26 protein-coding genes are annotated in these 25,273 nt (G+C 73.7%); 12 read left to right on the top strand and 14 right to left on the bottom strand.

All coding sequences use genetic code 11. From position 1 onward, the window contains the following. Positions 1-7: 7 nt before the first annotated feature. A complete protein-coding gene (locus tag C7456_RS13435) occupies positions 8-628 on the bottom strand; it encodes a LemA family protein (protein ID WP_109724336.1) in 621 nt (206 codons plus the stop codon). A gap of 67 nt (positions 629-695) precedes the next feature. Beyond that, positions 696-1,070, bottom strand: coding sequence for a diacylglycerol kinase (locus C7456_RS13430; RefSeq protein ID WP_109724335.1), 375 nt, complete (start codon positions 1,068-1,070; stop codon positions 696-698). 237 nt (positions 1,071-1,307) lie between these two features. Here C7456_RS13430 and C7456_RS13425 point away from each other — a divergent pair, with 237 nt between their 5' ends. The 3 genes from C7456_RS13425 (at position 1,308) to C7456_RS13415 (ending at position 4,880) form a co-directional block, all read left to right on the top strand. Next, positions 1,308-2,855: a peptide MFS transporter gene (locus C7456_RS13425; protein WP_109724334.1), complete on the top strand. Its 1,548-nt coding sequence runs from the start codon at positions 1,308-1,310 to the stop codon at positions 2,853-2,855. A gap of 107 nt (positions 2,856-2,962) precedes the next feature. Continuing rightward, positions 2,963-4,228 (top strand): ATP-binding protein, encoded by a 1,266-nt coding sequence (locus tag C7456_RS13420; RefSeq protein WP_109724333.1) that lies wholly within the window; start codon positions 2,963-2,965, stop codon positions 4,226-4,228. A gap of 70 nt (positions 4,229-4,298) precedes the next feature. Continuing rightward, a complete protein-coding gene (locus tag C7456_RS13415; protein WP_109724332.1) occupies positions 4,299-4,880 on the top strand; it encodes a response regulator transcription factor in 582 nt (193 codons plus the stop codon). A gap of 316 nt (positions 4,881-5,196) precedes the next feature. On the opposite strand, the gene C7456_RS13410 is transcribed toward C7456_RS13415, so the two are convergent. Continuing rightward, positions 5,197-6,198 carry an isoaspartyl peptidase/L-asparaginase family protein gene (locus C7456_RS13410; protein ID WP_109724357.1) on the bottom strand — a complete coding sequence of 334 codons (1,002 nt, stop codon included), beginning with the start codon at positions 6,196-6,198 and terminating at the stop codon, positions 5,197-5,199. A 125-nt stretch (positions 6,199-6,323) separates the two neighbouring features. Beyond that, entirely contained in the window at positions 6,324-6,935 is a 612-nt protein-coding gene (locus C7456_RS13405; RefSeq protein ID WP_139942812.1) for a hypothetical protein, read from the bottom strand. Here C7456_RS13405 and C7456_RS13400 point away from each other — a divergent pair. Further along, positions 6,928-7,620: a hypothetical protein gene (locus tag C7456_RS13400; RefSeq protein ID WP_109724330.1), complete on the top strand. Its 693-nt coding sequence runs from the start codon at positions 6,928-6,930 to the stop codon at positions 7,618-7,620. The genes C7456_RS13405 and C7456_RS13400 overlap by 8 nt on opposite strands. Positions 7,621-7,712: 92 nt before the next feature. Further along, complete coding sequence (locus tag C7456_RS17690) at positions 7,713-9,068, top strand: 3-oxoacid CoA-transferase (protein ID WP_109724329.1); 1,356 nt, start codon at positions 7,713-7,715, stop codon at positions 9,066-9,068. Positions 9,069-9,159: 91 nt separating this feature from the next. On the opposite strand, the gene C7456_RS13390 is transcribed toward C7456_RS17690, so the two are convergent. From C7456_RS13390 to C7456_RS13380, 3 genes are all read right to left on the bottom strand, one after another. Next, entirely contained in the window at positions 9,160-10,062 is a 903-nt protein-coding gene (locus tag C7456_RS13390; protein WP_342767302.1) for a sensor histidine kinase, read from the bottom strand. A 111-nt stretch (positions 10,063-10,173) separates the two neighbouring features. After that, positions 10,174-10,896 (bottom strand): response regulator transcription factor, encoded by a 723-nt coding sequence (locus tag C7456_RS13385; protein ID WP_109724327.1) that lies wholly within the window; start codon positions 10,894-10,896, stop codon positions 10,174-10,176. A 123-nt stretch (positions 10,897-11,019) separates the two neighbouring features. Next, the gene (locus tag C7456_RS13380; RefSeq protein ID WP_109724326.1) at positions 11,020-11,628 is read right to left on the bottom strand and encodes an arylesterase; all 609 of its coding nucleotides are present in this window, start codon (positions 11,626-11,628) and stop codon (positions 11,020-11,022) included. Here C7456_RS13380 and C7456_RS13375 point away from each other — a divergent pair. The 4 genes from C7456_RS13375 to C7456_RS13360 all read left to right on the top strand — a co-directional run bounded on the left by C7456_RS13375 (position 11,627) and on the right by C7456_RS13360 (position 16,662). Beyond that, the gene (locus C7456_RS13375; protein WP_109724325.1) at positions 11,627-12,325 is read left to right on the top strand and encodes an ABC transporter ATP-binding protein; all 699 of its coding nucleotides are present in this window, start codon (positions 11,627-11,629) and stop codon (positions 12,323-12,325) included. The two genes, C7456_RS13380 and C7456_RS13375, sit on opposite strands and share 2 nt — an antisense overlap. Then, positions 12,322-14,802: an ABC transporter permease gene (locus C7456_RS13370; protein WP_109724324.1), complete on the top strand. Its 2,481-nt coding sequence runs from the start codon at positions 12,322-12,324 to the stop codon at positions 14,800-14,802. Before C7456_RS13375 ends, C7456_RS13370 begins: the two co-directional genes overlap by 4 nt. 97 nt (positions 14,803-14,899) lie before the next feature. After that, complete coding sequence (locus tag C7456_RS13365) at positions 14,900-15,529, top strand: glutathione S-transferase family protein (protein ID WP_109724323.1); 630 nt, start codon at positions 14,900-14,902, stop codon at positions 15,527-15,529. Next, positions 15,523-16,662: an SLC13 family permease gene (locus C7456_RS13360; RefSeq protein ID WP_425454637.1), complete on the top strand. Its 1,140-nt coding sequence runs from the start codon at positions 15,523-15,525 to the stop codon at positions 16,660-16,662. The genes C7456_RS13365 and C7456_RS13360 overlap by 7 nt, the downstream gene beginning before the upstream one ends. Here the strand turns inward: C7456_RS13360 and C7456_RS13355 are convergent, their stop codons facing one another. Continuing rightward, complete coding sequence (locus C7456_RS13355; protein WP_109724321.1) at positions 16,663-17,436, bottom strand: DUF4097 family beta strand repeat-containing protein; 774 nt, start codon at positions 17,434-17,436, stop codon at positions 16,663-16,665. A 155-nt stretch (positions 17,437-17,591) separates the two neighbouring features. Here C7456_RS13355 and C7456_RS13350 point away from each other — a divergent pair, with 155 nt between their 5' ends. Next, positions 17,592-18,131, top strand: coding sequence for a hypothetical protein (locus C7456_RS13350; protein ID WP_109724320.1), 540 nt, complete (start codon positions 17,592-17,594; stop codon positions 18,129-18,131). A gap of 86 nt (positions 18,132-18,217) precedes the next feature. Here C7456_RS13350 and mazG read toward each other — a convergent pair whose 3' ends face one another. The 5 genes from mazG to C7456_RS13325 form a co-directional block, all read right to left on the bottom strand. Further along, entirely contained in the window at positions 18,218-19,015 is a 798-nt protein-coding gene (gene mazG / locus C7456_RS13345; RefSeq protein WP_109724319.1) for a nucleoside triphosphate pyrophosphohydrolase, read from the bottom strand. Positions 19,016-19,270: 255 nt separating this feature from the next. Then, positions 19,271-20,104 (bottom strand): 3'(2'),5'-bisphosphate nucleotidase CysQ, encoded by an 834-nt coding sequence (gene cysQ, locus C7456_RS13340; protein ID WP_109724318.1) that lies wholly within the window; start codon positions 20,102-20,104, stop codon positions 19,271-19,273. Beyond that, positions 20,101-20,655, bottom strand: a complete 555-nt coding sequence (gene nudE / locus C7456_RS13335; RefSeq protein ID WP_109724317.1) for an ADP compounds hydrolase NudE — start codon at positions 20,653-20,655, stop codon at positions 20,101-20,103. The genes cysQ and nudE overlap by 4 nt, the downstream gene beginning before the upstream one ends. Positions 20,656-20,665: 10 nt before the next feature. After that, positions 20,666-21,448, bottom strand: a complete 783-nt coding sequence (locus tag C7456_RS13330; protein ID WP_109724316.1) for an inositol monophosphatase family protein — start codon at positions 21,446-21,448, stop codon at positions 20,666-20,668. A 12-nt stretch (positions 21,449-21,460) separates the two neighbouring features. After that, on the bottom strand, positions 21,461-22,219 hold the full coding sequence (locus tag C7456_RS13325) for a type II secretion system protein N (protein WP_245889868.1): 759 nt from the start codon (positions 22,217-22,219) through the stop codon (positions 21,461-21,463). Between the two features lie 78 nt (positions 22,220-22,297). Here C7456_RS13325 and C7456_RS13320 point away from each other — a divergent pair, with 78 nt between their 5' ends. Beyond that, complete coding sequence (locus C7456_RS13320; protein ID WP_109724314.1) at positions 22,298-23,662, top strand: adenosylmethionine--8-amino-7-oxononanoate transaminase; 1,365 nt, start codon at positions 22,298-22,300, stop codon at positions 23,660-23,662. Between the two features lie 225 nt (positions 23,663-23,887). Next, positions 23,888-24,619 (top strand): 16S rRNA (uracil(1498)-N(3))-methyltransferase, encoded by a 732-nt coding sequence (locus tag C7456_RS13315; protein ID WP_109724313.1) that lies wholly within the window; start codon positions 23,888-23,890, stop codon positions 24,617-24,619. Positions 24,620-24,796: 177 nt separating this feature from the next. Here C7456_RS13315 and C7456_RS13310 read toward each other — a convergent pair whose 3' ends face one another. Then, positions 24,797-25,273 carry a chemotaxis protein CheW gene (locus tag C7456_RS13310; RefSeq protein ID WP_109724312.1) on the bottom strand — a complete coding sequence of 159 codons (477 nt, stop codon included), beginning with the start codon at positions 25,271-25,273 and terminating at the stop codon, positions 24,797-24,799.

Here is a 25,273-nt window from a genome sequence, read left to right as displayed (position 1 = left end):
CGCGCGCTCAGTGCGCCGAGGCCGCCGGCGCCGGCGCGCCGGTGCCGAAGTCCACCGTCGGCGCGGTGGAGATCGCCTTCTCGTTCTCCACGCTGAAGTTCGGCTTCACCTGGTAGCCGAACATCTTGGCGGTGAGATTGTTGGGGAAGGAGCGGACCAGCGTGTTGTACGCCTGCACCGCCTGCACGTAGCGGTTGCGCGCCACGGTGATGCGGTTCTCGGTGCCTTCCAGCTGCGCCTGCAGGTTCTGGAACAGGCCGTCGGCCTTGAGGTTGGGGTAGTTCTCGCTCACCGCCATCAGCCGCGACAGCGCGCTGGACAGCTCGCCCTGCGCCTGCTGGAACTGGGCCAGCTTCTGCGCGTCGTTGACGGTGTCGGCGCTCACCTGGATGGTGCCGACCTTGGCGCGCGCGTTGGTGACCTCGGTGAGCACGCGCTCCTCGTGCTGGGCATAGCCCTTCACCGTGTTGACCAGGTTGGGCACCAGGTCGGCGCGGCGCTGGTACTGGTTCAGCACTTCCGACCAGGCCGCCTTGACCGCCTCGTCCTGGCGCTGGATGGCGTTGTAGCCGCAGCCGGACAGCAGGCCGACCAGCAGCAGCACGGCGATGGCACGAAGGATTTTCATGGAGAAGGCTCCGCTCCGGTGGAGCCCGCATTCCACCATTGCCCCCGCCCGGGCGCAATCGCCGCGCTCAGCCGAGCCAGCGCGGCCCCAGCACCAGCGCCCAGCACAGCGCCAGCAGCACCAGCAGCAGGAACACCGCCGCCGAGCCCATGTCCTTGGCGCGGCCGGCCAGCTCGTGGAACTCCGGGCTGACCTTGTCCACCACCGCCTCGATCGCCGAGTTGAGCAGCTCGGCCGACAGCACCAGGAAGGCCGGCAGCGCCAGCGCGATCTTCTCCAGCGCGCCCTGCCCCAGCCACAGCCCCAGCGGGATCACCACCACCGCCAGGCACACCTCCAGCCGGAACGAGGCCTCGTGGCGCCAGCCGGCGCGCAGGCCCTTCATCGACCAGAGGAAGGCGTTCCAGAGCTGGCGCGGCCCGCGGAAGCCCTCAGCGGCCATCGCGGCGCTCCGGAACGGCGGGCGGGGTGCGGGAAAGCGGCATGCGGAAACGGACCCATGGCGGCGAAACAGGCGCCGCATGATGCCACAGCGGCGCCCGCCCCGGCCCGGCCGCGTGGTGCACCGCAGCTAGGCCGCGGGGACGTATGGGTTACCCTTCGGCGGTTGTGGCCCGTTCAGGGTTGCACGGGCGGGCCCTCGGCGGCCCCGGCAATACGCACGCATTTGGAAAGACTTATGGCAACCCGGAATCCACCCGTTTCGCAGACCCGCTCCTTCAGCACGGTGTTCCTGATCGAGATGTGGGAGCGCTTCGGCTTCTACGGCATGCAGGTGCTGATGGTCACCTACATGATGAAGAAGCTCGGCTTCGTCGACAGCAAGGCCAACCTGGTCTGGGGCGCGGCCGCCGCGCTGATCTACGCCACCCCGGCGATCGGCGGCTGGGTCGGCGACAAGCTGATCGGCACCCGCCGCACCATGACCCTCGGCGCGCTGGTGCTGATGCTGGGCTACGCGCTGCTGTGGATCCCGTCGGGCAACCCCACCCTGCTGTACTGCGCGCTGGGCGTGATCGTGGTGGGCAACGGCTTCTTCAAGCCCAACGCGGGCAACCTGGTGCGCAAGATCTACGAGGGCGACGACACCAAGATCGACAGCGCCTTCACCATCTACTACATGGCGGTGAACGTCGGCTCGATGGTGTCGATGACCGCCACGCCGTGGATCCGCGACCACGTGGGCGCGCACTACGGCGACGACTGGGGCTGGCACACCGCCTTCGGTGCCTGCGCGGTGGGCCTGCTGCTGGGCCTGGCCAACTACGCGCTGATGCACCGCACGCTGGCGCACATCGGCTCGCCCACCGACGCACGGCCGGTGCGGCCGGCGCGCGCGCTGGCGTTGCTCGGCGCCTCGCTGGCGATGGTGTTCGTGGTGGCCTTCATCCTGCAGAGCCTGCTGGCCGCCAAGGTCTGCGTGTACCTGGCCGGCGTGGTGATCCTGGGCATCTTCGCGCACCTGATCCGCACCGCGGAGAAGAGCGAGCGCGCCGGCCTGATCGCGGCGCTGGTGCTCACCGTGCAGACCATCTTCTTCTTCATCTTCTACGCGCAGATGGCGACCTCGCTGAACCTGTTCGCGCAGAAGAACGTGAACCTGGGGATGGACCTGCTGTTCCTGCACGTCACCTGGATTCCCGAGCAGTACCAGAACCTCAACGCGATCTGGATCGTGATCCTGAGCCCGGTGCTGGTGGCGATCTACAACGGCCTGGGCCGCCTCGGCAGGGACCCGTCGGTGGCCGCCAAGTTCGCCTGGGGCTTCGCCGCGGTGGCGGCGGGCTTCTTCATGTACGGCGTGGGCGCGATCTGGGCGGTAAACGGCCAGGTCTCCTCGTGGATCATGGTGTGGGGCTACGGCCTGTACTCGCTGGGCGAGCTGCTGGTGAGCGGCCTGGGCCTGGCGATGATCGCCCGCTACGTGCCGGCGCGCATGGGCGGCTTCATGATGGGCGCGTACTACGTCGCGGTGGGCATCTCGCAGTACCTGGGCAGCGTGGTGGCCAACCTCGCGCACATCCCGGAGGGACTGAACGACCCGGTGCAGTCGCTGGGCATCTACACCAGCCTGTTCAACAAGCTCGGCTTCGTCGGCCTGGGCTGCACCGCGATCGCGCTGGCCGTGCTGCCGCTGATGAAGAAGCTCTCCGACAGCCACGCCGAGCACGCCGCGGCGGCCGACCCGCTGCCGCCCGTGCACAGCGAGGAGTGGAACCAGGCCTGAGCGCCATCGAGGGGGAATCGCGGCCGGAGGCCGCTCCCACAGGGCTTGCGGCATCCTTGTGGGAGCGGCCTCCGGCCGCGATCCTTCCCCACCCGCCGGACGACGCCATGACGCACAGCCCCGCCAACCGCCGCATCGGCCCCTTCGCGCTGACCCGCACGCTGGCCTGGCTGCGGCTGTGCGCGATCGCCGGGCAGAGCATGGCGGTGCTGGTCTGCGCGCTGTGGATGCGCCTGGACATCCCGCTGCTGCCGCTGCTGGTCGGCATCGGCTCGCTGGCGGTGTTCGCCGTGTTCGCCGCCTGGCGGCTGGGCCAGCCCTGGCCGGTGCGCGAGTGGGAGACCATCGGCCACATCGCGGTCGACACGCTGGTGCTCGGCTACCTGCTGTACTTCACCGGCGGCGCCGCCAACCCCTTCATCACCCTGCTGCTGGTGCCGATCGCGCTGTCGGCGGCGGCGCTGTCGGTGCGCGCCGTGCTGGTGGTGGCGATGCTGGCCGGGCTGGCCTACCTGATCCTGCTGCGCTGGCACGTGCCGCTGCCGATGCCGGCGCAGAGCGGATTCTCGCTGCACGTGGCCGGCATGGGCGTGGACTTCGTGATCACCGCGCTGCTGCTCGGCTTCTTCATCAACCGGCTGGCGCACGCCCTGCGCGTGCAGCAGCTGGAGGTGCAGCGCGTGCGCGAGCGCGCGCTGCGCGACGAGGGCATCCTGGCGATCGCCACCCAGGCCGCCGGCGCCGCGCACGAGCTGAACACCCCGCTGGGCACCATGCGCACCCTGCTGCCGGAACTGCGCCGCGAATACGCGCACGACGGCCTGCTCGACGAGGACCTCGCCCTGCTGCAGGAACAGGTGGAGCGCTGCCGCGGCATCCTGCGCGAGATGGTGGCCTTCGGCAAGGCGCAGCTCTCGCAGGCGCCCGAGCGCATGCCGCTCAGCCAGTTCGTGCACGGCTGCCTGGAACGCTTCCAGCTGCTGCGCCCGGAGGCCGAGCTGGACCTGGTCCTGGAGCCGGCCCTGGCCGCCACCGTGCTCGGCGTGCCCGCGGGCCTGCGCCATGCGCTGATCAACCTGCTCAACAACGCCGCCGACGCCTCGGCGCTGCGCGGCTCGCAGGCAGTGGCGCTGACGATCCGGCGCGAGCGCGACTGGCTGGAATTCGTCGTGCGCGACCACGGCCCCGGCTTCGACGCCGGCGGCCAGCGCCCGAACCTCGGCCAGAGCGGCAAGCAGACCGGCCTGGGCCTCGGCCTCGCGCTGGCCGAGGCCACCGCCGAGCGGCTCAGCGGCGAGCTGCGCACCGGCAACAGCGACGACGGCGCCGAGGTGCGCCTGCGGCTGCCGCTGGCCGCGCTGGCCGCGACGTGATGCCGCGGGCTGCGCCCACACGCCGCACCCTGCGGCAAAATGCCCGCATGATCCAGAGAGGCCGTCCCCGATGAACGCCCCTTCCGCTTCCCCGCGCCCGCTGCTGATCGTCGACGACGACGCCACCTTCGCCCGCGTACTGGCCCGCGCGATCGGCTCGCGCGGCTTCGAGACGCTCACCGCCGGCAGCGCCGAGGAGGCCCGCGCGCTGGCGCGCCGCCACCAGCCGCGCTACTGCGTGCTCGACCTCAAGCTCGGCGAGGAGAACGGCCTGAAGCTGATCCCCGAGCTGCACATGCTGGTGCCGGACATGCGCATCCTACTGCTCACCGGCTACGCCTCGATCGCCACCGCGGTGGAGGCGATCAAGCGCGGCGCGCACGACTACCTGGCCAAGCCGGTGGACGCCGACGCGGTGGTGCGCGCCCTGCTCGACGGCGACGGCCCCGCCGCGCCCGACGACGAGGTGCCCGACGCGCCGGAGGCGCCGCTGGCGCTGCGCCGGCTGGAGTGGGAGCACATCCAGCGCGTGCTCACCGAGTGCGACGGCAACATCTCCGAGACCGCGCGCCGCCTGGGCATGCACCGGCGCACGCTGCAGCGCAAGCTGAGCAAGCACCCGGTGCGCGAGCGGCCGGAGCAGGGCGACTGAGCGCGCTTCTCCCGGCGGATATCCCCCACGCGGCAGCCAACGCCTTGTGCCCGGGCAACACGATGCTTCCGTGCACTCCGGGAACCCGCCCGTCATCCAGTGACGGCAAGGCTCGGGCAGGCGGCATCGTCACCGGATCCCGGCCTGCGCCGGGACGACGGGCGAAGGAGCGCGGCGCTGCCGTCGACATCGGCGGCGGCGGACCACGAACTGCTCCGAATTCGGTGGTGCGCTGGCTGCCGGACCGTCACGCGAAGAGGACGGCGCATCCCAACCCCACCGAGCGGCCGGCCACCCGCCGGCCGGCGCACCGCCCTCAGGGCTGCGCGCTGCTGTCCGCCGGCGCGGGCGGCGGCACGAGCTGGCCGGTGCCGTCGTCCTCGTCGCCGTACAGCGCCACGTGCGACACGCCGTCGTCGCCGATCCAGCCGCGGAACATGCCGTCGGTATTGAACGGCATCGCCACGTGGCCCTGGTCGTCCAGCGCGATGGCGCCGCCGTTGCCGCCCATCGCCGGGATCTCCTGGTTGATCACCTCGGCGGCGGCGCGCTGCACCGGCACGCGCATCTGGGTCACCCGCATGCAGATCTCGTGCGCCGCCACGGTGCGGATGTAGAACTCGCCCCAGCCGGTGCCGGACACCGCGCAGCCGGAGTTGGCGTAGGTGCCCGCGCCGATGATCGGCGAGTCACCCACCCGCCCCCAGCGCTTGTCGACGATGCCGCCGGTGGAGGTGCCGGCGGCCAGATGTCCCTGCGCGTCCAGCGCCACCGCGCCCACGGTGCCGAAGTGCCGCGCGGTCTCGGGGTCCGCGTGCTTCTCGTGCGCGGCGTCCTCCTTCAGCGCCTTCTGCAGCTGCCGCCAGCGCTCCTCGGTGCGGAAGTAGGACGGGTCGACCAGCGTCACGCCCTGCTCCCTGGCGAACGCCTCGGCGCCGTCGCCCACCAGCATCACGTGCGGCGAATGCTCCATCACCGCGCGCGCCAGCAGGATCGGGTTCTTCACCCGGTGCACCGCCGCCACCGCGCCGGCGCGCAGCGTGTAGCCGTCCATGATCGCCGCGTCCAGCTCGTTCCTGCCGTCGTGGGTGAACACCGCGCCCTTGCCGGCGTTGAAGTTCGGGTCGTCCTCCAGCACCACCAGCGCCGCGCTCACCGCGTCGACCGCCGGCTTGCCGGCCTTCAGCTGCGCGTAGCCCTGCTGCAGCGCCTGCGCCAGCGCGGCGCGGATGGCCTTCTCGCGCGCCGGGTCCATCTCGCGGCGGATGACGCCGGCGCCGCCGTGGACCACCAGCACCGGCGATGCGGCATGGCCCACGGACGCGATCCCCAGCCCCACGACGGCGGCGGCAAGGCGGCTGAACTTCACTGGCGCTACTCCCCACGACGTTGCGGGAGGGAGTATAGCCAGCCGCCGCGGCAACACGCCGCCATGCGGAAGCCTCAGGCGCAGCCGGGCGTGGCGGTCACGTCCAGCTTCACCGTGCGGTCCGCCGGGTGGCCGCCACCGGCCTTCTCGCCCACCTGGATCGTGGCCGTCTGCCCGGGAAACGCGTGCAGCTTCGGATGGATCGGCTGCCTGAGGATGCCGCCCTCCAGGTCGCTCAGGATTTCCACCTGTCCGCCTTGGATAGGCCGCACGCCCACCGTTCCCCGCACCGGCGGCCGCGACGCATCCCGCGTGCCGCCGAAACGGTAGACCTCGCCTTTCCCCAGGCAGACCCCGGCGGCCCTGTCCACCGGCGCGCCGTCGATGGACAGCGCCACGTCGAGCTTGAACCGCTCGACCGCCATCAGATCCCGCGCCGGCCCCGGCGGAACGGGCCGGTATGCGCAGGACGCGGCAAGCGCCTGCACGTCCGGGATGTCGGCGCTGGAGCAGGACCAGCCGACCTTCCCGGCCTGCCCGGCCGGATGCATGGCGAGGTCGAGGTGCCCCGCGGTCGCGCCGCGCGCAACGCCGGCGGGCGGCAGGTTCCTTCCCGCCGGCAAGTCAACGCATCGGCCGCCCATGCGTCTTGGCAGGATGGCCGGAGGAATCCATCGCATGCGCATCGCCCGCTCCCACCCTTTCCGCTGGCTCCTGCAGGCCTCGTTCCTGTGCGTGCCGGCCGGTGGCGCGGTGGCGCAGGCATCCGCCGGCGCGCCCGATTTCTCCGGCGCCTGGCGCCTGGACGAAGCCGGCAGCGACACCGCCGACGCCCTGCAGGACCTGCTGCGCGCCGAGGCGCAGCGCGAAGCGCCGCCCGCCCCGGACGCGGCCGGACCGGCCCCCGGCGCGGATGCCGGAGGCGGCCGTCGCGGCGGCATGGGCCATGGCGGCAGGGGCATGGGCGGCCACGGCCAGCACGGCGGCGGCCGCGGCCGCGCCGCCCCCGGTGCCGGCACCGCGCCGGCCGCGCCGCGCGCCTACGCGCTGCCGCCGCTGCTCAAGGCCGATTCGGTGCTGCTGGTGCAGCAGGCCGGCGCGTCGGTGCAGGTGCAGCTCGACGACGGCGAGCGGCTGGAGGTCCGGCCCGACGACCGCGAGCGGCAGACGCTCAACGGCAGCGCGCTGGCACGCTGCCGCTACGACGGCGCGGCCCTGCGGGTCACCCTGCGCTACGCCGGCGGCGCCCGGCTCGACCAGCGCTGGGAACGCTCGCCGGACGGCCGCCGGCTCACCGTGACCGGCGACTGGAAAGTGCCCGAGCTGAAGCAGGCCGTGCGCTTCCGGCGCAGCTACGCGATCCTGGACTGACGACGCGGCGCCCCCTGCACCTTCGTACAACATGGCCCCGACCGGTTCCGTCGTATCCTAGGAGGCTGGCTTCCAGCGAAAAGGCAACGGCAATGGACAAGGTTTACGCGACCGCGTCGAAGGCGCTCGACGGCCTGCTGTTCGACGGCATGACCATCGCGGCCGGCGGCTTCGGCCTGTGCGGCATCCCCGAGAACCTGATCGGCGCGCTGCTCGCCGCCGGCACCAGGGAGCTCACCATCGTGGGCAACAACGCCGGCGTGGACGACTTCGGCATGGGGCCGCTGCTCAAGACCCGGCAGGTCAAGCGCGTGTACGCCTCCTACGTGGGCGAGAACAAGGAGTTCGAGCGCCAGGTGCTGGCCGGCGAGCTGGAGCTGCACCTGGTACCGCAGGGCACCCTGGCCGAGAAGCTGCGCGCGGGCGGCGCCGGCATCCCCGGTTTCTACACGCGCACCGCGTTCGGCACCAAGCTGGCCGAGGGCAAGGAGACCAAGGTCTTCGACGGCAAGGAGTACGTGCTGGAGGAGGCCATCCGCGCCGACCTGTCCATCGTCAAGGCGTGGAAGGGCGATCCGCTCGGCAACCTGGTGTTCCGCGAGACCGCGCGCAACTTCAACCCGATGATCGCCACCTGCGGCAAGGTCTGCGTGGCCGAGGTGGAGGAGCTGGTCGAGGTCGGCGCGCTCGATCCCGACGCGATCCACGTGCCGGGCATCTACGTCGACCGCATCGTGCAGGGCGAGAAGTACGAGAAGCGCATCGAGTTCCGCACCGTGGCCGGCGCCAACACCGGCAAGGAGAGCCCGGCGCGCATGGCGATGGCGCGGCGCGCGGCGAAGGAGCTGCGCGACGGCTACTACGTCAACCTCGGCATCGGCATCCCCACCCTGGTGGCCAACTTCATCCCCGAGGGAATGGACGTGACGCTGCAGTCGGAGAACGGCCTGCTCGGCATCGGCCCCTTCCCCGGCGAGGACGAGGTGGACCCGGACCTGATCAACGCGGGCAAGCAGACCATCACCGCGCTGCCCGGCGCCAGCTTCTTCTCCAGCGCCGAATCGTTCGCGATGATCCGCGGCGGCCACATCGACCTGTCGATCCTCGGCGGCCTGGAAGTGTCCTGCACCGGCGACCTCGCCAACTGGATGGTGCCGGGCAAGATGGTCAAGGGCCCCGGCGGCGCGATGGACCTGGTCAGCGGCGTCAAGCGCGTGGTGGTGCTGATGGAGCACACCGCGAAGGACGGCTCGCCGAAGATCAAGCAACAGTGCGACCTGCCGCTGACCGGCAAGGAGGTGGTGGACCTGATCATCACCGACCTGTGCGTGTTCGAGGTCGCCAAGGGCAAGGGCCTCACCCTGGTCGAGCTCAACGCGGGCGTGACGCTGGACGAGGTGAAGGCCAAGACCGGCTGCGGCTTCGCGGTGGCGCCGGGCCTGGGCTGAGCGCGGCGGCGGCGGTTTTTCAGTGGAGGTCGCCCTTGCAGGGCGACCTTTGTGGGAACAGCCCTGTGGGCGCGCTCCCACGGAAGTGCCGCTAGGCCGGCAGCGGATGCGGAAAGCGGATGCTGGCCACGCGCTCGTTGCCCTCGCGTGTCTCCAGCTCCAGCGTCCACGCGAAGCGCTCGCTGATGCGCTGGGCGATGGTCAGCTCGAAGGCCTGCCCCTCCGCCCGCAACCGCCCCGCCTGCGCCAGGCAGGCGACGGTGACCGCGCCCGGCAGCACGGTGAGCACCACGCGGCCCTGGTCGAGGTGCTGGCAGGCGTTGCGGATCAGCTGCCAGCACAGCACCGCGAACACCCGCGAGGAGCCGTGCAGCGCGAAGCGCGCCGGCTCCTCCAGCGCGAACTCCACCGTCTGCCCTTCCAGCACCTGGCGCAGCTCGCCCAGCTCGCGGCGCAGCACCTCGTTGACCACGAACTCCTCGTCGCCGGTGCCCTGGTCGCCGCCCCGGGCCAGCACCAGCAGGGACTCCACCAGCGCCTCCATCTCGCGGGCCGCGCGCTTGATCCGCTGCACGGAACGGTCGCCGAACTCGCTCAGCCCGGCCTCGTCGCCCAGCATGTCCGCCGACATCTTGATCACGGTGAGCGGGCTGCGCAGCTCGTGGCTGGCGTCGCGGGTGAAGTTGCGCTCGCGCTCGTTGTAGCCGGCGATGCGCTCGGCGAAGCCGTACAGGCCGCGCGCGAGCCGGGCGAGGTCGGCGTCGGTGCGCGGCGACAGCCGCGCGAGGCTGAACAGCTGCGGGTCGGGCTGCTGCTCGTTCCAGCCGTCGATGACCCGCGCCAGCGCGCTGACCGGCGCCCACTCGCGGCGCGCGGCCAGCCAGGCCAGCACGCTGATCACCCCGATCAGGGCCAGCACGGCGGCCAGCGGCGCCACGTCGAACACGCCCAGCAGCACGGCGATCACCACGCCGGCCAGCTGCAAGGCGAACACCAGCGCCAGGCGGCGCTGGAATGCCCCCCGCCGGAACGTCGGTTCCGGCGGCGAATGACCCCTGCTGGTTTCCATGATGCGGACAGCGGGCTTGGCCTTACCTCTCGGGTTTCAGGTGGTGGGCGCCACTTCCGCGGCGAGATCGGCCAGCCGGTAGCCGGCCGAGTGGATGGTGTGCAGCAGCGGGCGGTCGAACGGCTTGTCGATCACCCGGCGCAGGTTGTACAGGTGCGAGCGCAGCGTATCCGAGTCGGGCAGCGTGTCGCCCCAGATCTCGCGCTCGATGTCGCGCCGGCTGACCACGCGCGGCGATTCGCGCATCAGGATCGCCAGCAGCTTCAGGCCGATCGGCGAGACGTTGAGCTCCTGCCCCGCGCGGGTCAGCCGCAAGGTGGCGGTGTCCAGCGTCATGTCGCCCACGGTGAGCACCTCGGCCGAGACCTGGCGGCGGTCGCGGCGGATCAGCGCGCGCAGCCGCGCCTCCAGCTCGCGCACCTCGAAGGGCTTGACCAGGTAGTCGTCGGCACCGGCCTCCAGGCCGACCAGCTTGTCCTCCAGCGTGTCGCGCGCGGTCAGCATCAGCACCGGCGTGGACTTCTTGCCCTCGCGGCGCAGCTTGCGGCACACGTCCAGCCCGTCCAGGCCCGGCAGCATCAGGTCGAGCACGATCACGTCGTAGCTGTTGGACACCGCCAGGTGCAAGCCGCTGACGCCGTCGGCCGCGTAGTCCACCGAATAGCCGCGGCGCTCGAGGAACTCGCCCACCATCTCGGCGATCTGGCGGTTGTCCTCCACCAGCAGGATCAGCCCGGCCTGCTCTTCACGCTGCGTCATGATGCCCTCCTCGCGTGCTTTCACGTCTGTGAAAGCTAGCGGCCCCGTGGGTGAGGGATACGTGAAACGAATGTATCCGGTTCAGAGTAAATTGAGGTTCGCGCTACCCGCTCGTTCGCGCCGTCACCGCAATAGCGGCTGCAAGGCGGGCCACACGTTGCCCAGCACCGCCGGCTCGCCGGCGGCGTTGGGGTGCAGGCCGTCGTCCTGCATGCGCGCCGGGTCCAGCGCCACGCCCTCCAGCAGGAACGGCACCAGCGCGGCGTGCTTCTGCCTCGCCAGGTCGGCGTACACCGCGCGCAGGCCGTCGCGGTACTGCGGCCCGTAGTTGAGCGGCAGCTCGATGCCCAGCAGCAGCACCTTCGCCCCGGTCGCCTGGGCGGCGCTGACCATCGCCGCGAGGTTGTCGCGCAGCTGCGCCAGCGGCAGGCCGCGCAGGCCGTCGTTGGCGCCCAGCTCCAGCACCACCACCCGCGGCCGGTAGGTGGCCAGCAGCGCGGGCAGGCGGTGGCGTCCGCTCAGGGAGGTCTCGCCGCTGATGCTGGCATTGACGACCTGCCAGGGCGGCACCATCTTGCCCAGGCGTACTTCCAGCAGATGCACCCAGCCCTGCTCCGCGGCGATGTTGTGCGCGGCGGAGAGCGAATCCCCCAGCACCAGCACCGTCTTCGGCGCCGCGTGGAGCGCGCCGGCGGCCAGCAGCGACAGCAGCAGAGCAAGGAACCGACGCATGAGCGAACCATCCCGTCTTCTTCTCGATGCCCGCGATGTTAGCAAGTCGGTGCGCGGGCCCGAGGGCCGGCTCGACATCCTGCGCGGGGTGGGCCTGGCCGTGCGCGAGGGCGAGAGCTTCGCCATCGTCGGCGCCTCCGGCTCGGGCAAGACCACCCTGCTCGGCCTGCTGGCCGGGCTGGACGTGCCCAGCGGCGGCTCCATCCGCCTGGACGGCCACGCGCTGGAGACGCTGGACGAGGAGGCGCGCGCCGACCTGCGCCGCCGCCTGGTCGGCTTCGTGTTCCAGTCCTTCCACCTGCTGCCCGCGCTCACCGCCGAGGAGAACGTGATGCTGCCGCTGGAGCTGGAGGGCCGCGACGACGCGCGCGAGCGCGCCCGCGAGGCGCTGCAGGCGGTGGGGCTGGACGCGCGGCGGCGGCACTACCCGGCGCAGCTGTCCGGCGGCGAGCAGCAGCGCGTGGCGATCGCCCGCGCCTTCGTGCACGGCCCGCGCCTGCTGTTCGCCGACGAGCCCACCGGCAACCTCGACCAGCGCACCGGCCACCACGTGGCCGACCTGCTGTTCGCGCTCAACCACGACCGCCGCACCACCCTGGTGCTGGTGACCCACGACCCGCAGCTGGCCGCGCGCTGCGCGCGGCGCATCGAGCTGGAGGAGGGCCGCGTGGCCGGCGCGGCGGAGCGCGCGGCATGAGGCTGCTGCGGCTGTCCCTGCGCAGCCTGCGCCGCGAGTGGCACCTGCCCGAGCTGCGCACGCTGGCGCTGTCGCTGCTGCTGGCGGTGGTGGCGCTGGGCGTGGTGGCCACGCTGTCCACCCGCGTCGAGCGCGGCATGCTGGCCAACGCGGCGGAACTGATCGGCGGCGACGCCGGCCTGGGCGCGCCGCAGGCGACGCCGGCGGAGTTCGCCGCCGCCGCGGCGGCACGCGGCCTGGCGGTGAGCCGCGACGCCGGCTTCCCCAGCGTGGCCTTCGCGCACGAGCGCAGCCAGCTGCTCGACGTGATCGCCGCCGACGCCGCCTGGCCGCTGCGCGGCACGCTGGAGGTGCGCGACGCGGGCGGCGCGCACGCCGCGCACGCGCCGCCGCCCGGCGCGGTCTACCTGGACCACCGCGCGCTGGTCGCGCTGGGCCTCGCGGTGGGCGACCGCGTGCAGGTCGGCGGCCGCGACCTGCGCATCGCCGCCGAGCTGCTGCGCGAGCCCGACGGCGGCGAGCTGGTGGCGATGGCGCCGCGCGCGCTGATGAGCCTGGCCGACGCCGAGCAGGCCGGCCTGCTCGGCGCCGGCAGCCGCGCGCGGCACCGCCTGCTGGTGGCCGGCGCGCCGGAGGCGGTGCGCGCGTGGCGGCGCTGGCTCGACGCGGCGGCGCTGCCGCAGGGCGCGCAGCCGATCACCCCGGAGCAGACGCAGGAGCGCATGCGCAGCGCCTTCGATCGCGCCGGCGCCTTCCTGCGCCTGACCGCGCTGCTTTCCGCGCTGCTCGCCGGCGTCGCCATCGCGCTGGCGGCGCAGCGCTACGCGCGGCGCAAGACGCGCGAGGTGGCGCTGCTGCGCGCGCTGGGCACGCCGCGCCGGCGCGTGCTCGGGCTGCTGCTGGGCACGCTGGGCGCGCTCGTGCTGCCCGCCGCCGCGCTCGGCGTGGCGCTCGCGCTGGGCCTGGCGCAGGGCGCCTGGCTGCTGGCCAGCCAGCTGTTCACCAGCGTGCCGACCGCGCTGCCGCTCGCGCCCGCGCTCGCCGCCGCGGCGATCGGCGTCGCCGTGCTGTTCGGCTTCGCGCTGCCGCCGCTGGCGCGGCTGGGCGAGGTGCCGCCGGTGGCGGTGTTCCGCGAGAGCGCGGCGCGGCGCGTGCGCCGCTTCGACGCGCTGTACCTGGTGCCGGCGCTGGTGGCGCTGGCGCTGATCTGGAGCCAGAGCGACTCGCTCAGGCTCGCCGGCATCCTCGCCGCCGGGCTGGCCGGCGTCGCCGCGGTCGCCGCGCTGCTCGCCGCGCTGCTGCTGTGGCTGGCGCGGCACGCGGCGCCGGGCGTGCATCCCGCGCTGCGGCTGGGCCTGGCCGCGCTGGCGCGGCGGCGCGGCATGAGCCTGGTGCAGGCCACCGCGCTCAGCCTGGGCCTGGTGGCGCTGCTGCTGCTCGCGGTGGTGGCGCCCGCGCTGCTGGAAGGATGGCGGCGCGAGCTGCCCGCCGACACGCCCAACTGGTTCGTGCTCAACCTGCAGGACGACCAGCGCGGGGACTTCGCGCAGGCGGTGGCGCGCATCGGCGGGCGGCGGCTCAACATGCTGCCGCTGGCGGTGGGCAAGCTCACCGCGATCGACGGCCGCCCGGTCGACCGGCTGCATTTCCAGGACGAGCGCGCCAGGGACTGGGCCGACCGCCAGCTGCGGCTGTCCTGGACCGGCGCGCTGCCGCCGTCCAACCAGGTCGTCGCGGGCCGCTGGCCCGGCGCCGCGCCCGCGCAGGCGGAGGTCTCGGTGGACACCTCCTGGCGCGACATGTTCGGGCTGAAGATCGGCGACAGCATGCGCTTCGACGTCGGCGAGGGGCAGATCGAGGCGCGCGTGGCCAGCGTGCGCAAGGTCGACTGGAGCTCGTTCCAGGTCAACTTCTTCCTGCTGCTCGACCCCGCCCACGCGGGGCGGCTGCCGCACACCTGGATCGCCAGCTTCTACCTGCCGCGCGGCCACGCCGACGCGCTGGCGCGGCTGTCGCGCGACTACGGCAACCTCAGCCTGGTCGACGTGGACTCGCTGCTCGACCGCGTGCGCGAGATCGTCGACCGCGTGGGCAACGCGGTGCGCTGGGTGCTCGGCTTCAGCCTGCTCGCCGGCGCGCTGGTGCTGGCCGCGGCGCTGGCCGCCAGCGCCGCCGAGCGCCGCCACGAGGCCGCGCTGCTGCGCACGCTGGGCGCACGCCGCGGCCAGCTGCGCGCCGCGGCGGCCTGCGAGTTCGCCCTGCTCGGCCTGGTCGCCGGGCTCACCGCCGCGCTCGGCGCGGCCGGCACCGGCATGTGGATGGGCCGCGTGGTGTTCCGCATCGCCGGCTTCGTGCCGCCGCTCGCGCCGCTGGCGCTGGCCGCGCTGGGCGCCGCGCTGGTGGTGATGCTGCTGGGCCTGGCCGGCACGCGGCGGATCGTGCGCACGCCGCCGATGCGGCTGTTGCGCGAAGCGTGAGGCATCGCGGCCGGAGGCCGCGACGGCCAGGCCCCGCGAGGCTTGCCGCATCGCCCGCCGCGCCGCCATGATCCGCCGACCCGCACCGGAGCCCGCGATGTACGTCCTCTACTACTCCCCCGGCACCGCCAGCATGGTGGTGCATCTGGCGCTGCTGGAGATCGGCGCGCCCTACGAGCTGCGCCTGGTCGACTTCGACAAGGACGCCCAGCACGCGCCCGACTACCTCGCGCTCAACCCGGACGGCAAGGTGCCCACGCTGGTGATCGACGGCCGCCCGCGCGCCGAATCGGCGGCGCTGCTGCTGATGCTGGCCGAGCGGCATCCCGAGGCGAAGCTGATCCCGCCGCCGGGCACCCCGGAGCGCGAGGCCTGGCAGCAATGGGCGGTGTACCTGAGCAACACGCTGATGTCGGCCTACCGGCTGTGGTTCTACCCGCACGAGCTGGGCGCGGAGGAACACCCGCCGGCGGTGCGCGCGGCGCTGCAGAAGAAGATCGAAGGCGCGTGGGACCTGCTCGAGGCGCGGCTGGCCGGACGCGGCCCCTACCTGCTCGGCGGCGAGTTCTCCGGCGTCGACCTGCTGCTGACCATGCTGATGCGCTGGTCGCGCAACATGCCGCGCCCGGCTACCGGATGGCCCGCGCTGAAGCGGCTGGCCGACCTGGTGCGCGCGCGGCCGAGCTGGCGCCGGCTGTACGAGCTGGAAGGCCTGGCCGGGTGGTGAGCGCCGCGCCCGCCGCCTGGCCCCGCCGCGCGCTGGAAAGGCTCGCCGCCGAATGGCTGCTGCTCGCCTTCGCGCTGCTGGCGCTGGCGCTGGCGGTGCTGGACCCGCAGCCGCTGGAGCAGTACCGCCGCTGGCTGCGGCTGCCCACGCTGGCGGGCCTGCTCGGCCTGATGATCGCCATCCAGGGCATCCGCGACAGCGGGCTGGTGCAGCGCCTGGCCGCCCTGCTGGCGGCGCGCGCGCACTCGCTACGCGGGCTCGGCCTGCTGCTGGTCGCCGCCACCGCGCTCGCCTCCACCGTGCTGACCAACGACGTGAGCCTGTTCCTGCTGGTGCCGCTGACCGTGGCGATCGGCGGCATCTCCAACCTGCCGGTGCTGCGCATGGTGGTGCTGGAGGCGCTGGCGGTGAACGCGGGCTCCACGCTGAGCCCGATCGGCAACCCGCAGAACCTGCTGCTGTGGCAGTACGGCCACCTGCCCTTCCTCGGCTTCGCCGCCGCGATGCTGCCGGCCGCGGCGACGATGTTCGCGCTGGTGGCTGCGCTCGCCTGGTGCTGGCTGCCGCGCGGCCGCATCGCCATCGAGGCGGCCGCGCTGGACGGGCACCGCGTCTCGCCCGCGCTGGCGGCGCTGTCGCTGCTCGCGCTGGCCGGCATGGTGCTGATGATGGAGCACGGCCACGCACTGCTCGGCGCGCTGCTGCTGCTGGCGCCGTTCGCGCTGCTGGAACGGCGCACGCTGGCGCGGCTGGACTGGCTGCTGCTGGCCACCTTCGCGGCGATCTTCCTGGGTCTGGGCCACTTCGCCGCGCTGCCCGCCGTGCAGCATGCGCTGGACGGGCTGGACTTCGGCCGCCCGGCGGTGGTCTACCTCGCCGGCATCGCCGCCTCGCAGCTGATCAGCAACGTGCCGGCCACGGTGCTGCTGGTCGAGCGCGCGCCCGACACCGTGGCGCTGGCGGTGGCGGTGAACGTGGGCGGCTTCGGCGTGGCGATCGGCTCGCTGGCCAACCTGATCGCGCTGCGCCTGGCCAGGCAGCCCGGCGGCATGCGGCTGCTGCACCTGGTGTCGGTGCCGTTCCTGCTGCTGTGCGCGCCGCTGGTCTATCTGGTCACGCGCTGGCTGGGCTGATCAATCGTCGTCGTCGTCGCGCGGCACGCTGACCTTGCCGCGCACGCCGCGGTGGTTCACGTCGCCGCTGCCCTTGGCGCCCAGGCTGAAGTCGCCGCCGACGTCGTCCACGTCCAGGTCGCCCGAGCCAAGCGTGTCGGCATGCACGCTGCCGCCGACCTGGCGCAGGCCGACGTCGCCGGAACCGATGCTGCCCACCTTCGCGTCGCCGCGGATGCCGCTGGCCTTGAAGTCGCCCGAGCCGACCGAGCCCAGCTCCAGGCTGCCCAGGTCGTGCGCCTCGACGTCGCCCGAGCCGACGCTGGCGGCGAAGCGGCCGATGCCGTTCGCATGCAGGTCGCCCGAGCCGACCCGCGCGGCGAGGTCCTGCAGGCCGCCGGCGTCGGCATCGCCGGAGCCGACGTCGAGCTTCACCGGCAGCGCCGCCGGCAGCGTGACGGAGACGTCCAGGTCGGTGTACGAGCTGCCGAACAGGCTGAAGCCGGCGCGCCCGCCGCCGAGCTCCAGGATCAGCTGGTCGCCCTCGCGGCGCTGCTGCACCACCAGCTGGTCGAGCAGCTCGCGGCTGGAGGCACAGGCGCGCCCGTGCAGGTCGAGCCCCCTGGCCTGGACGTCGCCGTGCAGGTGCAGCTCGTAGCCGTTGACCTGGATCTGCACCGCACGCACGCCCGCCAGGTCCAGCTGCAGGTTGCGCGGCGCCTCGAACTCGCAGCGGTCGTCGGCGACGGCGGCAAGCGGGACCAGCAGCAGGACGGAGGCGATGAGGCGGCGCATGGCGGCTCCCGGATGGTGGATGGGCATGCCGCTACGATGCGCGCCGCCCGCGCAGGGTTGCAAGCCTGTCCGCCCGCTGACCGCGGCGGCCGGCACGTCAACCGCCCCGTCGCACCCGCGTTTCCCGGATCACCAACCCGTGGAGACGACCACCCATGCGACACAAGACCCTGATGGCTTCCGCCCTGGCCCTGCTGCTTGCCGGCGCCGGCTCCTTCGCGCTCGCGCAGCAGGCCACGCCGCCCTCGCCGCCGCCGGCCGCCGCCGCGCCGGGTGCCAAGCCGATGCCGCACCGCGGCGGCCACGGCGACGGCGCCGGCAACGGCTTCCGCCACGGCTTCGGCATGATGCGCGGCCATGGCTTCGGCGGCCCCGGCTCGGGCACCATCGCCGACCTGCGCGCGCTGGAGCGCCTCTACCTGGTGTCCGGCCGCACCAAGGAGCTGCCGGCGCTGTACAACGAGGTGCTGTCCAGGTCGCAGGACCCGAAGGTGCGCGAATACGCCTACCACCACCTGGCCCGCGCGCAGGCGCAGCCGGCGAACGTGGACGCGGCCATCGCCACGCTGCGCAAGAGCCTGGACGAGAACCTGGCCAACGAGGCGAAGATGCGCGCCGAGCACGAGAAGATGCGCCAGGAGTGGGAGCAGCGCCGCAGCCAGAAGGCTTCCGCGGCGGGCGCCGGCCAGCCGTAGGCGGCCCGGCTGCGCGATGCAGCTGACCGAGGGCGGCTCCGGCCGCCCTTCTTTTTTCCGGAGACCTGAGCCGCGCGACGCCCGGCTCAGGTCTCCTCGCCCTTCGCGCGACGCCACAGCGCCTCCTGCTCGGGCAGCGCGTGGTCCTGCAGGCGGCTGCCGTCCGCGGCGGCCAGCGCCTCCATGCGGCGGAAGCGCCGCTCGAACTTGGCGTTGGCGTGGCGCAGCGCGCGCGAGAAATCCACGCCGGCATGGCGCGCCAGGTTGACGGCGACGAACAGCAGGTCGCCCAGCTCGTCCTCCAGCCGCGCCGGGTCGGCGCCGCCGTCGAACTCGGCGCGCAGCTCGTCCAGCTCCTCGGCCAGCTTGTCCAGCACCGGCCGCGGCGAGGGCCAGTCGAAGCCCACCGTGGCGGCGCGCTGCTGCAGCTTGAGCGCGCGCTTCCATTCCGGCAGCCCGCGCGAGACGCCGGCCAGCGCGCTGGCGTCGGCCGGCTCGCCCCTGGCGGCGCGCTCGCCGGCCTTGATCGCCTCCCACGCGCGGGTCTGCTCCTCGACGTCGGCGTAGCTGGCGTCGCCGAACACGTGCGGATGGCGGCGCAGCATCTTCGCGCTGATCGCGTGCGCCACGTCGGCGAAGTCGAACAGCCCGGCCTCCTTCGCCATCTGCGCGTGGAACACCACTTGAAGCAGCAGGTCGCCCAGCTCGTCGCGCAGGTCCGCCCAGTCCTGGCGGTCGATCGCGTCGGCGACCTCGTAGGCTTCCTCGATGGTGTACGGCGCGATGCTGGCGAAGTCCTGCTGCAGGTCCCACGGGCAGCCGCCCTGCGGGTCGCGCAGGCGGGCCATGATGGCGAGCAGGTCGTCGAGGCTGTGGCGGGTCATCGGTTTCCGGCGGGGTTGGGTGGAAGATCGGATGGCGATGGCGTCGCGCGTCCGGGCATGCCTGGCGCGACGCATCCCTCCACCGTCATTCCGGCGCAAGCCGGAATCCAGTGCAAATACGTCCCGCGAAGCGGACAAACCCCGAGGTCGTGTGCTTCGCACGGCATTGCTCGACTGGATTCCGGCTTGCGCCGGAAGACGGGTCGGAGGGTGCGGGACATCACGGTCCGCGACATGCACCGGACCGTCAACGCCCTAGGCATCCGCGCCGGGCCCCGCGCGCCGCAGCCGCGCCGCCCAGTCGATGTCGGTGTCGCCCACGGCGAGGAACTCGGGGTTGGTCAGCGATTCGCGCGTGTTGTAGCGCAGCGGGTCGCCGGCCAGGTCCAGCACCGCGCCGCCGGCCTCCTCCAGCACGCATTGCGCGGCGGCGGTGTCCCACTCGCTGGTGGCGCCCAGGCGCAGGTAGAGGTCGGCGTCGCCGCGCGCGATCAGGCAGAACTTGAGCGAGGAGCCCATCGGCAGCGGTACGTGCTCCGAGCCGAGCAGCGCGGCGAGCATCGCGTGCGTGTCGGCGCCGTGCGAGCGGCTGCCCGCCGCCACCGGCGGCGAGGCCAGCGCGCGCGTGCGCAGCGCCTGCCAGGGCGCGCCCGCGGCCGCCTGCAGCCAGGCGCCCTCGCCGCGCGCGGCGGCGTACAGCTCGCCGGTGACCGGCGCCAGCACCACGCCGAGCACCGGCCGGTGGCCCTCGACCAGCGCGATGTTCACGGTGAACTCGCCGTTGCGCTTGACGAACTCGCGCGTGCCGTCGAGCGGATCGACCAGCCAGTAGCGCGGCCACGCGCGCCGCTCGCCCCACGCCGCCGCGCGCGCCTCCTCCGACAGCACCGGCAGCGCCGGCTCGATCCCCGCCAGCCCGTCGAGGATCACCCGCTGCGCGGCCAGGTCGGCGGCGGTGAGCGGCGAGGCGTCGGCCTTGCGCTCGACCGCGAAGTCGCCCTCGTAGACGTCGAGGATCGCCTGGCCGGCCTGCCGCGCCACGCCGGCGACGGCGTGCAGCAGCGCGGACGCGGGCGTGCCGTCGCTCATGGCCGGAAGCGCCCGGCCAGGTACTCGCGCGCCATGAACAGCGCGGCGATCGAGCGGCCCTCGGTGACGTCGTCGCGGGCGACCAGCGCGTGCAGCTCGGAGAGCTTCCACGGCACCACCTCCAGCTCCTCCGGCTCGTCGCCGGGCAGCCGCTCCGGGTACAGGTCCTGCGCCAGCACCACGTGCGCCATGTGCGTCATGTACGCGGGCGACAACGAGAGGTTGTGCAGGATCTTCAGCTTGCGCGCGCCGTAGCCGACCTCCTCCTTCAGCTCGCGGTCGGCGCCCTGCTCCACCGTCTCGTCCTGGTCCAGCCGGCCCTTGGGCAGGCCCAGCTCGTAGCGGCCGACGCCGGCGGCGTACTCGCGCACCAGCAGCACGGTGTCCGCGTCCAGCATCGGCACCACGATCACCGCGCCCAGGCCGTGGCCGGTCAGGCGCTCGAAGGTGCGGCGCTCGCCGTTGGAGAATTCCAGGTCGAGCTGCTCGGCGCGCAGGAAGCGGCTGTGCTCCAGCTCGCGGGTGGCGTGGACGATCGGCGGTTTGCGCATGGGTGGCATTCTAGCGCGCCGCGCCGCGCAGCCGCGCCAGCGCCTGCGCGTGGATCGCCGGCACGCCGGCCAGCACGCTGCGCGTGTCCAGGGTCAACGCGCCGCCGTCCAGGTCGGTGAACACGCCGCCGGCCTCGCGCACGATCACCGCCAGCGCGGCGACGTCGAGGATGTGCACGTCCGACTCGATCACCAGGTCGAGGCCGCCGCGCGCCAGCAGGTGGTAGTGGCAGAAGTCGCCGTAGCCGCGGATGCGGCTGGCGTCGCGGATCAGCGCGCCCAGCGCGTCCCAGCGCGCGTCGAGGGTGAGCGTCCTCAAGTTGCCGGTGGAGATCGAGGCCTCGCGCATCGCGGCGGTGCCGGCCACCCGCGCGCGCGCGCCGTCCAGCCACGCGCCCAGGCCGCGCGCGGCCCACATCGTCTCGCCGTACACCGGCGCGCAGGACACGCCGAGCACCGGCTCGCCGCGCTCCATCAGCGCGATCTGGGTGGAGAAGAACGGCGTGCGCCGCACGAAGCTCTTGGTGCCGTCCAGCGGATCGACCAGCCACAGCAGCTCGCCGCCGCCCTCGCGGCCGTATTCCTCGCCGTAGATGCCGGCCTCGGGCAGCGCGCGGGAGAGCACCGCGCGGATCGCCCGCTCGGCCTCGCGGTCGGCCGCGGTGACCGGGGTGGCGTCGCTCTTCCACTCCACGTCCACGCCGCGGTCCCAGTAGCGGCGGATCACCGCCGCCGCCGCGTCGGCCGCTTCGCGCGCCGCGCGCAGCGCATGCTCGAGTCGTTCCGGAGTCACCGTGCCTTGTCCTTAGTCCTTGCGCAGCAGGCCGCCGCCGCGTTCGATCCGCACCGAACCGTCGGCCTGCGCCGTGCCGAAGCCGGCCAGCCAGCGGCGCAGCGCGGGATCGTCCGCGCGCGGGCGCAGCCCGGCCGTCGCCCGCCAGCCTAGCGGAATCAGCCGCAGCTCGCCCGCGGCGGCGAGCGGGCCGCTGCCGTCGTCGGCGAAACGCGCCTGCACGGCACCGCCCTCGGCGCGCAGATCGGCGTGGAAGTCGCCCAGCGCCACGCGGCCGGCGGGCGTGACCACCACGGCCTCGCGCCAGCGCGCGGTGCCGTCCAGCTGCAGCGGCCAGCCGCCCTGCAGCCGCGCGTGCGGCAGGGCCAGCTCGAACCGGCCCTGCGGCGTGCCGCCGAGCGGCGGCAGCGGCTGCGCGAAAGCGGCGAGGTCCACGGCGAGGCGCACGTCGCGCCAGTCCAGCGTCGACGGCGCCGCGCGCCGCACGTGCCCGGCGAATTCCAGCCCGTCGCCCGCCAGCGCGAGGTCGGCGACCGCCTCGCCCAGCAGCAGCCGGCGCGACAGCCGCCAGTCGAGCCGACCGAGCGCGCGCCCGTCCGGCGTGCGCACGACGTCGGCGTGACCGTCCCACACCGTGCCGCCCACGCCTTCCAGCGCGACGCCGTGCAGGCGCGGCGCGAGCCACGGCCAGGCCCAGCGCGCCGGCAGCCAGCACAGCAGCGCGGCCGCGGCGACCGGCAGCGCGACGAGGGCCGCGAGCAGCCTGCGCAACCATGACCTCACCGGCACCGCCTCCCTCGTCCGCCGCGCGGCTTGAGCCGCGCCGTCGCAAACCCCGATCATAGCCGGATGGACGACACGCCCCGCAGCAACGCCGCGCTCGCCGCGCGCGACCTCCGCCACGTCTGGCATCCCTGCACGCAGATGCACGACCACGAGCGCGTGCCGCTGGTGCCGATCGTGCGCGGCGAGGGCGCCTGGCTGGTCGACGCCGACGGCCGCCGCTACCTCGACGGCATCAGCTCGTGGTGGACCAACCTGTTCGGCCACGCCAACCCGCGCATCGCCGCCGCGCTGGCGGAGCAGGCGCGCACGCTGGAGCACGTGATCTTCGCCGGCTTCACCCACGAGCCGGCGATCCGGCTTGCCGAGGAGCTGGTGCGCGTCGCGCCGCCGGGCCTGGCGCGCGTGTTCTTCGCCGACAACGGCTCGGCGGCGGTGGAGGTGGCGCTGAAGATGAGCTTCCACTGCTGGCTCAACCGCGGCCATGGCGAAAAGACCCGCTTCGTCGCGCTCACCGGCAGCTACCACGGCGAGACGCTGGGCGCGCTGTCGGTGAGCGACGTGGCGCTGTACCGCAGGACCTACGCGCCGCTGCTGCTGACGCCGATCCTGGCGCCCTCGCCCGACGCCTACGAGGGCGCGCCGGGCGAGACGCCGGCGCAGGTGGCCGCGCGCCGCCTCGGCGAGCTGCGCGCGCTGCTGGAGCGCCACGCGCACGAGGTGTGCGCGGTGATCGTCGAGCCGCTGGTGCAGTGCGCCGGCGGCATGCGCATGCACCACCCGGACTACCTGGCCGGCCTGCGCCGGCTGTGCGACGAGTTCGGGGTGCACTTCATCGCCGACGAGATCGCGGTGGGCTTCGGCCGCACCGGCACGCTGTTCGCCTGCGAGCAGGCCGGCGTGTCGCCCGATTTCCTGTGCCTGTCCAAGGGCCTCACCGGCGGCACGCTGCCGCTGTCGGCGGTGCTCACCACCGAGCCGGTGTACCAGGCGTTCTACGCCGAGTATTCGGCCGGCAAGGCCTTCCTGCACTCGCACAGCTACACCGGCAACCCGCTGGCCTGCCGCGCGGCGCTGGAGACGCTGGCGATCTTCCGCGACGAGCCGGTGCTGGAGCGCAACCGCGGGCTCGCCGCGCACCTGGCGCGGCGGCTCGAACCGCTGCGCGCGCATCCGCACGTGGCGGACGTGCGCCAGACCGGCATGATCGCCGCGGTGGAGCTGGTCGCCGACAAGGCCGCACGCCGTCCCTTCCCCGCCGCCGAACGGCGCGGACTGCGCGTCTACCTGCACGGCCTGGCGCACGGCGCGCTGCTGCGCCCGCTGGGCGACGTGATCTACTTCATGCCGCCCTACGTGGTGGACGAGGGCGAGCTCGACCATCTGGTCGACACCGCCGTCGCCGGCATCGCGCGCGCCGTGGCGGGCTGAAGCCCGCGCGCCGGCGTGCGCGCAGGGCATCGCGGCCGGAGGCCGCTCCCACGGGCTCGCGGCAAGCTTGCGGGAGCGGCCTCCGGCCGCGACGGGTTTCCTCGCCGTCCAAGGGCCGCCGGCACCCGGCCGCCCGGGCGGCCAGGGTTCCCACCAGGCGCCAACCGGACCCGCCTGCCCGCCGCCGCAGTATGCTGGGCGGTCCTTCCCCATCCCGCCGCACCGATGCGCACGATCCGTATCCACGTCGACCTCCCGCTCGCCGCCGGCGACACCCTCGGCCTGCCGCCGCAGGCCGGCGAGCACGTGGCGCGCGTGCTGCGCCTGGGCGCGGGCGATCCGCTGGTGCTGTTCAACGGCGACGGCATGGACTACGACGCCGTGCTGCTCGCCGTGGGCAAGCGCGAGGTGACCGCGCAGGTGCGGGCGGCGCGGACGGTGGCCAACGAGTCGCCGCTGCGCCTCACCCTGGCGCAGGGCGTGGCGCGCGGCGAGAAGATGGACCTGATCGTGCAGAAGGCCACCGAGCTGGGCGCGGCGCGCATCGTGCCGCTGCTCACCGAGCGCGCGGAGGTGAAGCTGGACGGCGAGCGCGCCGGCAAGCGCCTGGCGCACTGGCGCGCGGTGGCCGCCAGCGCCTGCGAGCAGTGCGGGCGCGCCCGCCTGCCCGTGATCGAGCCGGCGCAGGCGCTGCCGGACTGGCTGGCCGCGCAGGCCGCCGGGGAGGCCCTGCGCCTGGCCCTGCTGCCCGAGGGCACCCACGCCGCGCGCGGGCTCGCGCCGGCCGGCGCGGCGACGGTCGTGGTCGGCCCCGAGGGCGGGCTGGGCCCGCGCGACGTGGCGCTGCTGCAGGAGGCCGGCTTCCTCGGCCTGCGGCTCGGCCCGCGCATCCTGCGCACCGAGACGGCCGGGCTGGCCGCGCTCGCCGCGCTGCAGGCCCTTTACGGCGACGGCTGAGCGGCCGGCCGCCGCCCGGCCGGCGGAGCCGCGCCCCTCGCGCAGGCAGCCGGGCCCGGCACGGCGAACGCGGCGGCGAGCCCGTGGAAGGGCCGGCCTGCCGCCCGGCACGGCGGCCGCCAGGAAGGCCAGCGCTGCCAGCAAGAACAGGATCTGGACGGGCGCGCGCCGGGCGCGTCAGCCGGCCAGGTCGAGCAGCCCGGCCAGCTCGTTCTCGACCCACTCCAGGTCGGGGATCACCGCCAGGTCGTCGCGCACCAGCACCTGCGCCTTCACGCCCGGCGGCAGCGGCGTGCCGTCGTGGGTGGGGATGATCAGCTCGGCGTTGAGCGTGGTCAGGCGCGGGAAGCCGCGCGTCAGCACCGCGACGAACGGCAGCTTCGGGTTGCCGCCCAGCGCCTTCAGCACGGCCACGCGCAGGGCCAGGTCGGGGTCGCCCTCGCCGGCGCCGGCGAGCTTGGTGAAGGCGACCAGCGGCACGCGCCAGCCGCGCCAGGCGATGCGCCCGAGCACCCATTCCGGCGCGCCCTCGACCGGCTCGGGCGTGGGCAGGGTGATCACCTCGGCCACGGTGGCGTTGGGCAGCAGCAGGCGCAGGTTGCCGGCCGGCACCAGCACGCAGCGGATTTCACGCGGCAGGGGGAGTTCGCTCAT

Source organism: Fulvimonas soli (assembly GCF_003148905.1).
GTDB lineage: Bacteria > Pseudomonadota > Gammaproteobacteria > Xanthomonadales > Rhodanobacteraceae > Fulvimonas > Fulvimonas soli.
This window is presented reverse-complemented; position numbering and strand designations above follow the sequence as displayed.

Bases quoted from the DNA above. Each gene is read 5' to 3' on its own strand.
- nudE (WP_109724317.1), bottom strand. From the start codon at position 20,655: ATGCGCAAACCGCCGATCGTCCACGCCACCCGCGAGCTGGAGCACAGC.
- C7456_RS13320 (WP_109724314.1), top strand. From the start codon at position 22,298: ATGGACGACACGCCCCGCAGCAACGCCGCGCTCGCCGCGCGCGACCTC.
- C7456_RS13415 (WP_109724332.1), top strand. From the start codon at position 4,299: ATGAACGCCCCTTCCGCTTCCCCGCGCCCGCTGCTGATCGTCGACGAC.
- C7456_RS13310 (WP_109724312.1), bottom strand. From the start codon at position 25,273: ATGAGCGAACTCCCCCTGCCGCGTGAAATCCGCTGCGTGCTGGTGCCG.
- C7456_RS13405 (WP_139942812.1), bottom strand. From the start codon at position 6,935: ATGCGCATGCGATGGATTCCTCCGGCCATCCTGCCAAGACGCATGGGC.
- cysQ (WP_109724318.1), bottom strand. From the start codon at position 20,104: ATGAGCGACGGCACGCCCGCGTCCGCGCTGCTGCACGCCGTCGCCGGC.
- C7456_RS13350 (WP_109724320.1), top strand. From the start codon at position 17,592: ATGCGACACAAGACCCTGATGGCTTCCGCCCTGGCCCTGCTGCTTGCC.
- C7456_RS13355 (WP_109724321.1), bottom strand. From the start codon at position 17,436: ATGCGCCGCCTCATCGCCTCCGTCCTGCTGCTGGTCCCGCTTGCCGCC.
- C7456_RS13365 (WP_109724323.1), top strand. From the start codon at position 14,900: ATGTACGTCCTCTACTACTCCCCCGGCACCGCCAGCATGGTGGTGCAT.
- C7456_RS13380 (WP_109724326.1), bottom strand. From the start codon at position 11,628: ATGCGTCGGTTCCTTGCTCTGCTGCTGTCGCTGCTGGCCGCCGGCGCG.
- C7456_RS13385 (WP_109724327.1), bottom strand. From the start codon at position 10,896: ATGACGCAGCGTGAAGAGCAGGCCGGGCTGATCCTGCTGGTGGAGGAC.
- C7456_RS17690 (WP_109724329.1), top strand. From the start codon at position 7,713: ATGGACAAGGTTTACGCGACCGCGTCGAAGGCGCTCGACGGCCTGCTG.
- C7456_RS13430 (WP_109724335.1), bottom strand. From the start codon at position 1,070: ATGGCCGCTGAGGGCTTCCGCGGGCCGCGCCAGCTCTGGAACGCCTTC.
- C7456_RS13315 (WP_109724313.1), top strand. From the start codon at position 23,888: ATGCGCACGATCCGTATCCACGTCGACCTCCCGCTCGCCGCCGGCGAC.
- C7456_RS13425 (WP_109724334.1), top strand. From the start codon at position 1,308: ATGGCAACCCGGAATCCACCCGTTTCGCAGACCCGCTCCTTCAGCACG.
- C7456_RS13420 (WP_109724333.1), top strand. From the start codon at position 2,963: ATGACGCACAGCCCCGCCAACCGCCGCATCGGCCCCTTCGCGCTGACC.
- mazG (WP_109724319.1), bottom strand. From the start codon at position 19,015: ATGACCCGCCACAGCCTCGACGACCTGCTCGCCATCATGGCCCGCCTG.
- C7456_RS13375 (WP_109724325.1), top strand. From the start codon at position 11,627: ATGAGCGAACCATCCCGTCTTCTTCTCGATGCCCGCGATGTTAGCAAG.
- C7456_RS13400 (WP_109724330.1), top strand. From the start codon at position 6,928: ATGCGCATCGCCCGCTCCCACCCTTTCCGCTGGCTCCTGCAGGCCTCG.
- C7456_RS13435 (WP_109724336.1), bottom strand. From the start codon at position 628: ATGAAAATCCTTCGTGCCATCGCCGTGCTGCTGCTGGTCGGCCTGCTG.
- C7456_RS13370 (WP_109724324.1), top strand. From the start codon at position 12,322: ATGAGGCTGCTGCGGCTGTCCCTGCGCAGCCTGCGCCGCGAGTGGCAC.